This window comes from Candidatus Ozemobacteraceae bacterium (assembly GCA_035373905.1).
Lineage (GTDB): Bacteria > Muiribacteriota > Ozemobacteria > Ozemobacterales > Ozemobacteraceae > MWAR01.
Genome location: DAOSOK010000039.1, coordinates 1 through 13,893, shown reverse-complemented (window position 1 = coordinate 13,893; position 13,893 = coordinate 1). Strand labels below are relative to the sequence as shown.

The window sequence follows — 13,893 nt, the reverse complement described above, 5'->3', positions numbered from 1 at the left end:
ACGCTCTTCAAGCACTTCCCGGATGAAACGTTCCCGTTCACCCGATCTGCGTCATCTGCGGATGAAGGTTCTTATCGAAAAGGAGAGGAAGTATGGCCGAGAAACGTCGTGTCAGCGGGGTGGTCGACCGCATCGAGGGAAGCGTCGTCGTCGTGCTCGTGAAAGACCCGAAGGACCCTGAAATGATGATCGAGGTCTACGTGCCCCGCAGCAAGATCAAGAAAGTCGAACTCGAAGAGGGCGACCGCGTCTCCGTGCTGGTCTGAATGCGCGCCGCCCTGGTCTTCCCGCCCCAGTGGGACCCCCGCCAGCCGCCGCTCGCCCCGGCCGTATTGGCGGGCGCGCTGCGCCGGGCCGGGGCGGATGTGCTGGTCAGGGATCTGAACCTGGCGCTGTACCGGCGGCTGCTCCGGCCCGAACTGCCGGGCGGCATCGAGGAGTTTCTTCTCGGGAAACTGCTCGACCCCGCATCGTTGCGTGACGCCCGGGAATACCTGCGCATCACGGGCGAACTCCAGAAGATTTTCGACGGGCGGTTCGACCCGCGGGGAAAGGGCCGCCTGTTCTGGGATACCTGCGGCGGCACCCCCTCTGCCGTCGCCTCGCGCGACTGGAAAGCCGTCCTCGCCGCGCCTGACTCGGTGCCCTTTCTGCGCCACCTGGAGTCGGAGATCGCGGAAATCCTGTCGTGGAATCCTGATCTCATAGGTATCTCCGCCATCTCCGACACCCAGCTTGCGGCATCGCTCGCCCTGGCGGCCAGGTTCCGGCGCGACCTTCCCCGCGTGCGGATCGTTCTGGGCGGAGACGCCGTCACGTATCGCCGGAGCATGCTCCCTCAGATGAGCTGGCTGCAGCCCGCAGTCAACGCGCTCGGCCTTGGAGACGGGGAACCGCTGCTGTCGGCGCTGGCTGCCGGAGCGCCGCTCGCGGAGGCCCCCAACGCCGTGGGGTGGAACGAGACGGATGCCGGGCATTCTCGACATTCAATAGTCATGAATATGTCGGATGCCGGCACCCCGGATTTCGACTGCTTGCCGCTGAAAGGGTATCTGACGCCACATCTGGTCATGCCGGTCGAGACGGCCCGGGGCTGCCCGTGGGGCCGCTGTGCCTTTTGCATCCACCCCGTGCGGGCCGCCACCGGCCGCCCGCTGTATCGTCCCAAGCCGATCGCTCACGTTTCGGCCGAGATCGGGAGCCTCTTCGCCGCGGGCCATCGGCGGTTCTTCATCGTCGACGAAGCCGTGCCGCCGCCACGAATGCGGGAGTTGTCCGGCATATTCGAGGCGCTCCCGGAGCCGGTTTCCTGGATCGCGTATGCCCGCCTCGACGAAGGCCATACCCGGGAAACCTTCGACCACGCCCGCGCCGCAGGTTGCCGGAAACTGTTCATCGGCGTCGAAAGCGGTTCAGACCGTCTTCTGGAAAAATTCCATAAAGGCACGAATACAACCAGATCACGCCGCATCCTGCGGGATGCCGCCGCGGCCGGCCTGGCCGTGCACTTTTTCCTGATGACCGGCTTTCCGGGCGAGGAAGAGAGCGACCGCCAGGCGACGCTCGACCTGCTCGCCGACGTCTGGCCCGCCTTCGACCCCTTCGGCGTCTCGTTCGACCTGTTTCCGCTGACCGGCGAGCTCGAAACCGACCTCGCGGCCGACCCTTCCTCGTTCGGCTGGAACGGCCCGATCCGCGCATCCCACAACGACCTCGCCTGGCAGTTTCCCGTCACTTCCGGCCCCGCCGCCTCGACCTCCCTTCACGAGTTCCGAACCCGCATCGCCGCCCTCGCAGACCGCATCCTCGGCCCCGCCTTCGGCCTCCGCCACGCCTCCCTCGCCCAGGACTCGCTCCACCTGCTTCTCCTCGAAGCCAACACCGCGAATCAGAGCGACCTCGCTCCCCGCGCATTATAATATGCTTTATGATATATTACAGGTAGGCCGCTAAAATGCTTGCCTTCTTCGGGGAAGGGGAATAGTATATGGTCCACAATCATCATACGGAGCAGGAGCCCTTGGACCAGACCCCGCACAACCGGGCGGATCGCACCCCAGCCGCCGACGTCGATTGCCTTCGCAAGCTCCTGAACCTGCGGGCCGCCGTCGGCTTCCTTGGCGAGCAGCACCAGGCGGGCTGGTGGGACACCACCTTTCTGAGCGCCACAGGGCGCCAGTTCCTGGCCGTCACGTTCCCCCGCACGCCGATCGCGGCAGGCATCACCTCGGTCACCGAGGCCGCACGCCGCCTCCATGACGAGCGAATCGGCAAGGCGGGCGTGTTCCATCTGTTCCGCCTCCCGCTTCCTATCGAGGAGCAGATGCATCGACTTCTGCTCGACGAGGTCGCCCCGCAGGCCGCCGATAGTATCGCCTCCCGCGAAACGGCGCTCGAACTGCTGAAAAAGCTGGGACCCGGAGGCCTCCGCGCCCCCGACGGCCCCGTCCAGATCGGCACCGTCCGCACCGTTCTCACCGGCTTTGCCGTCGAGGAGCTGGCCCGACATTATCATGACGCATTCCACCGCGGCACCCAGACGTTCCCCTACTTCGCCGCCTGACCGCCGGCCGCGCCGATACACCACGGCGCTCTCGAAGGGCCAGGGAATGCCCGACGAGACGGCCGCCCTGCTCCGCCTCTGGGAGCCGGGCATGACCGTTGCCGCCCTGAAACGGAAAGCGGCAGCATCCGGCGCCCTCGGCCGCGCCACCGCCCTGCGCGTCGAAGACATCGTCGGCCGCGTCTTCGCCGACCGCTACCTGCGCGGGGAGCCGCCCGCCGCGTCGCACCTGAAGACCCTGCTCGAACTCGGCGTCCCATGGCGCAGTCTCATGCAGCTCCTCCTGCTGTACACGGCCCGGGCAAACCCGGTCCTGGCGGACTTCCTGGAAAACGTCTACTGGCGAAGGTTCGCGGCCGGCGCCCTCGATATCACCCGGGACCACGCGCTCGACTTCCTGACCACGGCCACGGCCGAGGGCGCCATCGACCCGCCCTGGTCGGATATCATGATGATCCGCGTCGCCCGCTACCTGACCGGCTGCCTGACCGAGTTCGGCCTCGCCGGGCCCGACCGCGCCGGCATCCGCCAGATTCTCCCCTTCCGGCTTGACGACCTGACCGCCCTGTATCTGGCCCACGAGCTCCACTTCTCCGGCATCAACGACACCTCGCTCGTGAATCATCCCGACTGGCGGCTGTTCGGCCTCGAGCCGGCCGACGTCCCGCCCCACCTCGTCCGCACAGCCGGCCGGCACTTCATCCTGCAGGGCGCCGGCGACCTCGTGCGCATTGCGTGGCAGTATCGCTCCTTCGAGGAGGCCCTTCGTGGAATCGCTGCAAACCGCTTTTGAAGAGCTGAAACACCGTCTGAAAGCCGGCCGGAGCTTCTCCACGCCCGGCGACGACCCCGTCTGGTATCTCGTGTTCGATCCCGCGCTCATGCTGGCCGTCAAGGGCCGCATGAAAGCCTGGGCCGCCCAGCTCGCCCTCGACGGCTGGACGCTCGAGACCTTCTCGATGGCCGACGCCGTCCATGAGATCCTCACCACCCACGACATGCGCGACGTCTGGCTCGAATCCGAAGCCGAATCGCCCCACGCCTTCCATGAGATCAACGCGACCCTCGCCGACGCCCTCACCGCCGAAAAGGCCCTGCTGAACAGCCTGGAAGCGCGTCTCGCGGCTCTCGCCGGCCGGCCCATGACCGTGCTGTTCGTCACCGATCTCGAGGCGCTTCATCCCTACCTGCGCGTCGGAACGCTCGAGCACCAGCTCCAGGGGCGATTCACCGTTCCGACCGTCATCCTCTACCCCGGCTGTCGCGCCGGCAAGCACGCGCTCCGCTTCCTGGGCATCTACCCGGAAGACGGCAACTACCGTTCGACTCACATCGGGGGCTGATTCCATGCCGACCATCCGCGAACTCTTCGACCCGTCACGCAGCATCGACCGCCGCATCGAGAAGGTCATCACCTACGACGCCACCGTCGAGGATCTTCTCGAGCAGGAAATCCGCGAGTATGTCGCGACCGACAGCATCCAGGAGCATTTCGGGACCCTGCTCGACCTGCTCGAGGAGGGCATGACCTCCGGCAACAACCCCGAGGTCGGCGTCTGGGTCTCGGGCTTCTACGGCTCGGGAAAAAGCTCTTTCACGAAGTATCTCGGCTTCGCCCTCGACCCGGCCCGCACCCTCCGCGACCGCCCCTTCCGCGAGTGGCTGTACGACCGGTTCACCTCGAAAGCTCTCCGGCAGCGGCTGAACGTGGTCGCGAAAAAATGCCCCGCCGTCGTCGTCATGCTCGATCTCGCCAGCGACCAGTGGGCCGGCGCTTCCCTCGCCGCCATCTCGAGCATCCTGTACGCGAAGATCATGCAGTGGGCCGGCTACTCGCGCGACGAGAAGATCGCCTACCTCGAGTTCATGCTCGAGCGCGACGGCCGGCTCGACGCGTTCAAGGCCCGTATCCGCGACGTGTCGAAGGGCAAGGAGTGGGAGGAGATCCGCAACCAGCCGCTCGCGACCAAGGCCCTCGCCGCGAAGGTCGCCGTCGAGTTCTACCCCGAATTCTTCCCCGACACGAAGGCGTTCAACGAGATCAGGATCGAGGAGCGCGTGAAGGAGAGCGACCGGGTGAAGGAGATGCTCGATCTGATCGAGCGCCGCACCGGCCACCGCAACATCCTGTTCGTGCTCGACGAGGTCGGCCAGTACGTCGCCGCCCGCGAGGATCTGATCCTCAACCTCGACGGCCTGGCGAAGAACATCAAGAATATCGGCCGCGGCTCGGCCTGGATCATCGCCACGGCCCAGCAGACGCTGACCGAGGACGACCCGCGCGCGATCACGAACAGCACGAAGCTGTTCAAGCTGAAGGACCGCTTCCCGATCACGATCGACCTTGAGGCCAGCGACATCCGCGAGATCTGCCACCGCCGCCTGCTCACCAAGTCGGCCGAGGGCCTCGCGACGCTCGAGGCGCTGTTCGACCGGCACGGCCCCCAGTGCCGCCACGCGACCGACTTGAAGAACACCCGCTTCTACCGCGCCGACCTGACGAAGGAAACGTTCTGCCGCTTCTACCCGTTCCTGCCCCAGCACTTCGACATCCTGCTCCAACTGCTCGCCCGCCTGGCGCGCACGCGGGGCGGCGTCGGCCTGCGCTCGGCCATCAAGGTAATCCAGGACATCCTGACCGACCCCGGCTCTGCCCGGGAAAGCCAGGCGCGGCTCGCCGAGGCCGAGGCCGGCACGCTCGCCACCGCCGCCATGTTCTACGAGACCCTGCGCGAGGATATCCGCAAGCCGATGCCCCATATCATCGACGGCGTGGAAAAGGCCGCGCGCGTCTTCGAATCCGAACCCTTCACCGTCGACGTCGCCAAGGCGATCGGCGTGCTCCAGGTGCTCGAGGATTTCCCGGTCAGCCGCGAGAATATCGCCGCGCTGGTCCACCCGTCGATCGCCGCCCCGTCCTGTCTCGACCGGGTCGCCGCCGCCGTCGATGCCCTTTTGCGCGAGCCGTCGGTGCCTGTCAGCGAGATCGACGGCAGCCTGCGGTTCATGAGCGCGGCGGTCATCGACCTCGACAAGGAGCGGGGCCGCATCCAGCCGACGACCGCCGAGATGCGCAAGATCGTGAACACGGCGATCCGCGAGATCTTCACGCCGCTCCCCGACGCGAAACTCGACGGCGCGCGGCAGATCCGCACGGGTATCAAGGTCGCGGCGGGCAGCCTGGCCGTCTCGGTCAGCGGCGAGAAGGAGACGATCCAGACGATCGTCGAGCTCGTTCCGGAGAAGCGGATGGAACAGGTGCGGCTCGAGCGCATCGCCGATTCCCAGCAGAGGTCGAGCGACCGGTCCGTCTGGCTGATCGGGTACGAAGACCCGGCCATCGAGTCGCTCGCCCTCGACATTCACCGCAGTCAGACCATCTACTCGCAGTACCGGAACAAGACGAACGACAAGGACGTCGAGGAATACCTTCGGGCCCAGCAACAGCGCGCGGATGCCCTGACCGCCGAGCTGGCCCGCATCATGACGGGTGCGCTGGCGAAAGGTTCGTTCGTCTTCCGGGGAACCCCGAAAGCCGTCGGCGCTCTCTCGCCGGACCTCCTCGAGGCCTCGTGCCGCCACATGGCCGACGTGGCACGTCGCGTCTACGAGAAATACCCGGAAGCCCCGGTCCAGGCGCCGTCGAACGCCGCCGAGAATTTTCTGAGGACCGAACAGCTCCAGAAGATCGCCTCGAAGGACGACCCGCTCGGCCTGGTCAACCGGAAAGGCTCGGGCGCGACGATCGACGTCGACCACGCCGCACTTCTCTCGGTCAGGAACTTCCTCGAACACCATGGCCTCGTCGATGGCCGCCGCCTGCTCGACGAGTTCTTCGAACCGCCCTACGGCTGGTCGAAAGATACCACTCGCTATATCATTGCCGTCCTCTTGACCGCCGGCGTCGTGAAACTGCGGGTTGCGGGCGCCGACATCACGACCCGGGCCGGCGACGCGGCGCTGAACAGCCTTCGGAACACGAACGCGTTCAACCGCATCTCGGTCGCCCTCCGCAACTCGGCGCCGCCGCTCGAAGCGCTCCTGCGGGCGAAAGACCGCCTTCTCACGCTGACGGGGGACGAGATCTCGCCGCTCGAAGAGGACATCAGCCGCTGCGTGATCCGGCACTTTCCCGATTACCAGCAGGAATACGCGCCCCTGCGCACGCGCCTCGAGACGCTCGGCCTTCCCGGCGTCGAGCGGGCTCAAAATATACAAGACAATATATCAGAAATCCTGAAGGGCGACGCGTCGGACGCCGCGGGCCGCCTGGGGAACGACGCATGCCCCTTCTTCGACGACCTGCTCTGGGCGCGGGCCGTCAGCCTCGCCTTCGAGAACGGCCTCGGCGAGGTTGCGTCCGAGGCCCGCACCCTGCTGAAGGAGATAGCCGACCTTCCGCCCGACGGCCCGCCCGGCGCCCTCGCACGCGACTCCGAGGAACTGCGCCGCGAGCTGGCCGGCTGTCTCGACCGCGAGGATTTCCACGCGATCCTGCCCGAGATGCGTCAGAAGGTCACCGAGCTGCGGGCGATGGCCGCCGGACACGCGAAGGCCTTCCTCGAAACCGAAACCGCCTGGCTCGACGAGCAGAAGACCGAGGTGCGGGCGATGCCCGAGTGGAACCGCCTCGGCACCGACGACAAGGGCCGCCTCGGCGCCGGCCTCGAAGCCCTGCTCCCCGTCGCCACCCCGGACCTGGCCGGCATCCGCAAACTCCTCAACGGCCACTACTCGCTCGATCAGAAAATCAAGCGCATCCGGGACGACGTCCGCCGCCAGGCCGCCCCCGCCGAGCCCACGCATGCACCTGACGACACCGGCGCGGCCACCGGATCGTCGTATCCCGGCCCGGACACCCACCCGGGGCCCCAACACCCCGCACCTTCAAAAACCGCCGACCCTGCCGTTCCCCTGAAACCCCCGGCGCCAAAGCGCATCAAAGCCCCCCGCGCCATCACCACCATCAAAGACCTCGACGCCCTCCTCGACCTGCTCCAACGCGCCCGCCCCCACCTCGAAGCCGGCGGCACGATCCAGCTGACTGCGGAATGATTTGCGAAAACTCCGCAAGTTCAGGCAAGTTTCATGCAAGTTTCGAATTTCATGAAACCGGGAAACTCCCCTGTTTATCGCGGTTTTCACAGGCATGGCCGTGTCATGTTCCAGGCAAGTTCATGCAAGTTCCGCAACTTGCCGCATTTGACCCGGAATGAAAACAATGTGCAAGTTGCGTGCAAGTCTGGTGCAATTCCGGTGCAATTCCGGCCGGGTGACACACCTTGATATTCTTTACTGATGCGGCTTTTGGCGTTTTGCGCAGTTGCACCGTCGGTGCAATTCATGTGCAAGTTGTGTGCAAGTTCGGCAAGTTGGGCAAAATATGATTTCTTTCTGTTGCCAAACCCCGCAACTTTGTTCATATTTATAATATGTTCACGTTTCGTGAACAAAGATAGAAAATGAACACAGGGGTGTCGGGCATGGGACGCACCAGGGCGCCTTTTGAAATGCGAGACCTCGTCGAACAGGCGCTCGCGGCCCTCGAGCGCACGACAGGCATGAAAGGCGCGATCGAGAAATCTCCCCCCAAGCCGGGTGATCGCCATGGCTGTCTCCTGGTTCGTCTCGAAGGAAACGATATCGGGCACATCTTTCTCGCGGAGTGCCGGGCGACCGTCGACAGAATCGGCGCCCTCGCCGAAATACGGGCACGGGGCGAACATCCGCAATACCGGAGCATCCTCGTCACCGGTCATCTGACCTCTGCTCTGGCAGACGCCTGCCGAAAGCTGGATCTTCCGTTCATCGACACCTCGGGCAATGCCTTCGTGAATGCGCCCGGGTTCTATATCTTCACGCGAGGCAATCCCAGAAACAGCCCCCATGCACAAACCACCGCCAGGAATGCGATCAATGCAACGTCGTTACGCCTGCTGTTCACGCTCCTGTGCGACCGCGACGCCCGCAACACGTCATACCGCACAATGGCGGAAAAAGCCGGCATCTCGCTCGGCGCCGTCAGTATTTCCATTCAGAGGCTCCGCCACACGGGGCATATCCTCCGGGCGGCGCCCGGCGCCATCGAGATCGATACCCGGCGTTGTTTTGACGCATGGGTGAATATGTATCCGGGTATTCTTCGGCCCAAACTGCATGCCCGGCGATTCACCTGCAGAGATATCAATTGGTATACAAACGCCGACGTGCGCGAGGTGAACGCCTGCTGGAGCGGCGAGGTTGCCGCCGACAAACTTCTGAGAATCCTCAAACCAGCCCGCCAGACGATCTATCTGCCTCCGGATTCGATGGAAGAAGGCATGGAAAAGCTCATTCGCCGGCATCGCCTGGTTCCCGATCCGAAGGGGTTCATCGAGCTCCTGCCGGCATTCTGGAACTTCAGCCTCGACTCCCGTCACCCGGATATCGCACCGGCGATTCTCGTCTATGCCGACCTTTTGTCGAGTCTCGATCCCAGAAACATCGAGATCGCCAGAAAACTCTACGAAGCGAAGATCGAACATGACCTTCAAGCTTGAGATCCCGCTCGACCGCCCGACTGCCGAAGCCATGGCGACGGTTGTCTCGACAGCTCAACGGCGCGGGGTGAAATGCCTTCTCATTGGAGCGGCCGCACGAGACCTGATTCTCGTCAACGGCTGGAATCGCAGAACGGGCACGGCAACACGCGACCTCGATTTTGCATTCGCGCTGGAAAGCTGGGAACAGTTTCATGCATTGAAAATGGCTCTGAAAGCGACCGGGAGCGTCGTTTGCGACGAACGGTCCCCGCACCTCGTTCAGTTTTCGGGGCCTGGCGGCATCCAACTGCCGATCGATCTGATTCCATTCGGGCCTCTCGAGACACCTGCAGGGGAGATCCGATGGCCCGGTCCGGATGGGGGTGTTCTTCCCGTGCACGGCTTTCAGGAAGCCATGGCCAACGCGCTCGAGATCGAAATCCGACCCGGACTGATGCTTCGGGTCGCTTCCATTCCAAGCCAGGTCGTGCTGAAATGCTTCGCCTGGAGGGATAGAAAAGCCCGTCTGACGCATGATGCCTCGGACATCGCGCTCCTTTTGAGAACTTACGCCGAGCTGGGAAATGAAGATCGCCTCTATGGGGATGAATATAGTATCCTTCAGCAGTGCGGCTTCGACCCGGTGTTGGCCGGCGCACGGCTTCTCGGGCAGGACATCCGCCGTATGCATGGGCCGGAAACGTGCCGTCTCATCAGGGCCATTCTTGATGACAAGGCATCACGGGAGGAACTGAGCCGCCGGATGGTCGCGTCCCTGGTGTATGCCGAGGAGGAGCAGGTGCGCATCGCTCGATTGTTATCGCAGTTTCACGCGGGGATCACCGCATAGACACGGGGCGTCGGCAGGAGTCGACGGTTTTCAGGGGAGTCCAGGAATGGCATTCGATACCGAGACGCGGAACCGGCTGAGCCGGATGGTGGGGGCGGCGCGAACACTGTTGACCGAGGAGTTCACGCGGCAGTTGCAGGAAGTCCACGGGATCCAGCCGGACGGGACGGTGACGGGGCTGGAGCGGCTGACGCACCTGTCGGACGGGGAGCGGGCGGCGAGTCGGGCCCTGCGCGACCGGGTGGCGCACCTGGCGGCGGGGCGCGAGACGGCGAAGGGCGCGTATGCCGAGGCGGTCGACCGGGTGATCCGGGAGCAGGCGTTCACGGTGCTGAACCGGTTCGCCGCCCTGCGGATGGCCGAGGAGCGGCGGCTGGTCGAGGAGAGCGTGCGCGAGGGCTACCGGTCGAAGGGGTTCCAGGTTTACCTGAAGATCGCCGGAACGGCTCTCGGGACGCATTACCAGCGGTACTGCGCCTACCTCTCCTGCCTCTGCGACGAGATCTCGGTCGATCTGGGCGTGCTGTTCGACCGCCACTCCCCGATGGGCCTGCTGTTCCCGCGCGAGCCGGCCCTGCTCGCCCTGCTCGAGCTGATCGACGCCGCCGACCTGAAGCACCTCTGGGCCGAGGACGAAACCATCGGCTGGATCTACCAGTATTTCAACTCGCGGGAAGAGCGCAAAGCCATGCGCGACGCCTCGGCCGCCCCGCGCAACAGCCGCGAGCTCGCCGTCCGCAACCAGTTCTTCACCCCCCGCTACGTCGTCCAGTTCCTCACCGACAACACCCTCGGCCGGATCTGGTACGAGATGAGAAAGGGAAACACCCGCCTGGCCGAGGCCTGCGAGTTCCTGGTCGTCCGGCCCGGCGAAGCCTGGGAACCCCGGTCGATGAAGGACCCGCGGGATCTGCGCCTGCTCGACCCGGCGTGCGGCTCGGGGCATTTTCTGCTGTATGCATACGATCTGCTGGCGATCATGTACGAGGAGGCCTGGAACGACCCGGAGGCACCCGCGAGCGAGTCGACGGGGAAGCCGTTGCGCGAGGAGTATCCGACGCTCGAAGCCCTGCGCGCGGCCGTGCCGGGGCTGATCCTGGGCCGGAACCTGCACGGGGTCGACATCGACCCGCGGTGCGCCCAGATCGCCCAGCTCTCGCTCTGGCTGAGGGCCCAGCGGTCGTTCCGGGACGCGGGGCTGAGCCGGGCGGCCCGGCCGCTGATCCGGCGGACGAACGTCGTGGTCGCCGAGCCGATGCCGGGCGACGCGGCGCTCGTCGAGGAGTTCGCCGGAACGCTCGACCCGCCCCTGCTGGGCGCCCTGTTCAAAAACATCGTTACGGAAATGCAGCTCGCCGGGGAGCTCGGTCTGCTGTTGAAGATCGAGGCGTCGATCGCCGGGGCCGTCGCGGAGGCGCGGAGCCAGTTCGCCGCCCGCGAGCGGGAGAAGAAGAAGGGCTACCTGCCCGGCTTCGAACCGGAGCGGGCCCAGGGCGAGCTGGACTTTTCGGGCATCGACGACCAGCGGTTCTTCGAGTTTCTCGAGCCCCGGCTCGTCGAGGCGTTGCACACCTTCGTCTCGTCGGCCGCGGCCGAGGCGGCCGGGACGCGCCGGCGGCTGTTCGCCGACGACGCCCTGCAGGGCCTCGGCCTCGTCGAGACGGCCGGGAAAACATACGATGTGGTATTGATGAATCCCCCGTTCGGGGCCTGCGCCTCGACGGCCAAAAAAACGTTCGAGAAGAGCTGGCCGAAAACGAAGAACGACGTCTACGCCGCCTTCGTCGAGCGGGGCATCGACCTCCTCCACCCCCGCGCCCGCCTCGGCGCCATCACCTCCCGCACCGGCTTCTTCCTCTCGAGCTTCCAGAAATGGCGCGAGGAGGTCATCCTCCCCAAGGCCCCGCCCGCCGTCTTCGCCGACCTCGGCCACGGCGTCCTCGACAACGCCATGGTAGAAGTCGCCGCCTACTGCCTGGAAAAGAGTATTATACAATGAATACTATATTTATTCGTCTTCTTGGTGCTGCCGACAAAACTGTAGCCCTGCGATCTGCATTAGAAAGTCCTTCTTTAGAACAAGGGAAACAAGTCTTCATTGTCGATCCCACAAGTTTTACCGCTGTTCCACGAACTCCCTTTGCTTACTGGGTAAGTGATGATTTTCTCGATAAATTCAGAGTTTTTCAACCCTTTGAGTCAGATGGGCGTGTTGCACAGCGAGCACTTTCGACAAACAATGACTTTCGCTATCTTCGTCTCTCTTGGGAAAGATTCGCTGATCAAGCGCTCACACGCCCTGCCTCAGGATGGTTTCCTTTCGCAAAGGGAGGCCAATTCAGCCGGTTTTATGCTGATATCTACTTAATTGTGAATTGGATTGACGAAGGGCGTGAAATTGAAGCTGAAGCGATCAAAAAGTTTCCTTACCTCAAGGGCAATGCAAGCTGGGTTATGCACCGTGAATGTAATTATATTCGACCCGGAATAACTTGGCCTCGGAGAACCCAGGGAGGGTTATCCGTACGAATAATGCCCACTGGATGCCTTTTTGCCGATAAGGGGCCATCAGCTTTCGTTGAAGGAGATTCATCAAAAGAGCTTTGTTCTTTACTTGCCATTATTAATTCAAGCACTTTTCGCGCATTTGTCGATTTACAGATGGCGTTCGGCTCATTTGAGGTCGGCGTCATCCAGCGTACGCCGGTGCCGGAGCTTTCGGCGGCCGACCGGGAGGCGCTCGCGGGGCTGGCCCGGCGGGCCTGGGCGCTGAAGCGGTCCCTCGACACGCGCAATGAGACATCGCATGCGTTCGAACTTCCCGCGCTTTTGTCATGCATCCGGAATGCCTCTTCCGTTCGTGCTGAGGTATCGAAGCACGAATATTCACTCGCTATGCGGGCGGCGATGTGGGGTGAGCGCGCCAGGGCCGTTGATGCAGAGTTGGCATCGATCCAGGCCGAGATCGACGAGCGATGCTTCGACCTGTATGGCATCGGCGAGGAGGACCGGCGGGCCATCGCCCCCGAGAAAGCCGGCCCGATGCCGGCCGATGGTGATGACGCGGCCATAGATAGCGATAAATATACTGATGAAGCCGGCGCCGAAGCGGATGATGGGTACGAAGCCGACGATGATGCTGCGGCGGATGCCGCGGGCCTCACCGCCGAGCTGGTCTCGTGGGCGTTCGGGGCGGCGTTCGGCCGGTTCGACGTCCGGCTCGCCACGGGCGGGCGAGAGCCGCCCCCGGCGCCGGCCCCGTTCGACCCGCTCCCGGCCTGCTCGGCCGGCATGCTGACCGGCCCCGATGGGCTCCCCTGCGCGGCGCCGCCCGAGGGCTACCCGGTCGCCTTCCCCGAGAACGGCATCCTCGTCGACGATCCCGGCCATCCCCGCGACATCGAGCCGCTCGTCCGGAGCATTCTCGACGCGATCGTGTTCGCCGGCCAGCCCGTCGAACAGGAGATCTGCGAGATCCTCGGGGTGAAATCCCTGCGCGAGTATTTCCGCAAGCCGGCGCTGTTCTTTGCGGATCACCTGAAGCGCTACTCGAAGAGCCGGCGGAAGGCGCCGATATACTGGCCGCTATCGACGGCGTCGGGGTCATACACGCTGTGGGTGTATTACCACCGGCTCACCGACCAGACGCTGTACGCGTGCATCACCGACTTCGTCGAGCCGAAGATCGCCGACGTCGAGAAGGACCTGGCGCGCGTCCGGGCCCGGATGGGCGAGGCCCCGTCCGCGAAGGACCGGAAGGCGGCCGAGGAACTCGAGAGCCTGCTCCACGAGCTGAAGGACTTTCGCGACGAGCTGCTCCGCGTGGCGAAACTGCCCTACAAGCCCGACCTCAACGACGGCGTCATGATCACCGCCGCCCCCCTCGCGAGGCTGTTCCTCCACAAACCCTGGCAGAAAGAGCTTCTCGCCTGCTGGAAAAAGCTCGAGGCCGGCGAGTA

10 protein-coding genes are annotated in these 13,893 nt (G+C 64.4%); all 10 read left to right on the top strand.

The window, feature by feature from the left end; all coding sequences use genetic code 11:
• The first annotated feature begins 92 nt into the window (after positions 1-92).
• Complete coding sequence (locus tag PLU72_16630) at positions 93-266, top strand: hypothetical protein (GenBank protein ID HOT29805.1); 174 nt, start codon at positions 93-95, stop codon at positions 264-266.
• Complete coding sequence (locus tag PLU72_16625) at positions 267-1,919, top strand: radical SAM protein (protein HOT29804.1); 1,653 nt, start codon at positions 267-269, stop codon at positions 1,917-1,919.
• A 68-nt stretch (positions 1,920-1,987) separates the two neighbouring features.
• Positions 1,988-2,563, top strand: a complete 576-nt coding sequence (locus tag PLU72_16620; GenBank protein ID HOT29803.1) for a BrxE family protein — start codon at positions 1,988-1,990, stop codon at positions 2,561-2,563.
• Complete coding sequence (locus tag PLU72_16615; GenBank protein HOT29802.1) at positions 2,514-3,356, top strand: DUF1819 family protein; 843 nt, start codon at positions 2,514-2,516, stop codon at positions 3,354-3,356. Before PLU72_16620 ends, PLU72_16615 begins: the two co-directional genes overlap by 50 nt.
• Positions 3,331-3,906, top strand: a complete 576-nt coding sequence (locus PLU72_16610) for a DUF1788 domain-containing protein (GenBank protein HOT29801.1) — start codon at positions 3,331-3,333, stop codon at positions 3,904-3,906. The genes PLU72_16615 and PLU72_16610 overlap by 26 nt, the downstream gene beginning before the upstream one ends.
• A gap of 4 nt (positions 3,907-3,910) precedes the next feature.
• Positions 3,911-7,618 (top strand): BREX system P-loop protein BrxC, encoded by a 3,708-nt coding sequence (gene brxC, locus PLU72_16605; protein ID HOT29800.1) that lies wholly within the window; start codon positions 3,911-3,913, stop codon positions 7,616-7,618.
• 428 nt (positions 7,619-8,046) lie between these two features.
• Positions 8,047-9,102, top strand: a complete 1,056-nt coding sequence (locus tag PLU72_16600; protein ID HOT29799.1) for a type IV toxin-antitoxin system AbiEi family antitoxin — start codon at positions 8,047-8,049, stop codon at positions 9,100-9,102.
• A complete protein-coding gene (locus tag PLU72_16595; protein ID HOT29798.1) occupies positions 9,086-9,934 on the top strand; it encodes a hypothetical protein in 849 nt (282 codons plus the stop codon). Before PLU72_16600 ends, PLU72_16595 begins: the two co-directional genes overlap by 17 nt.
• 46 nt (positions 9,935-9,980) lie before the next feature.
• Entirely contained in the window at positions 9,981-11,933 is a 1,953-nt protein-coding gene (locus PLU72_16590; protein HOT29797.1) for an SAM-dependent methyltransferase, read from the top strand.
• Between the two features lie 662 nt (positions 11,934-12,595).
• Positions 12,596-13,893, top strand: a 1,298-nt coding sequence (locus PLU72_16585) for a hypothetical protein (protein ID HOT29796.1), incomplete at its 3' end; no start/stop codon positions are given.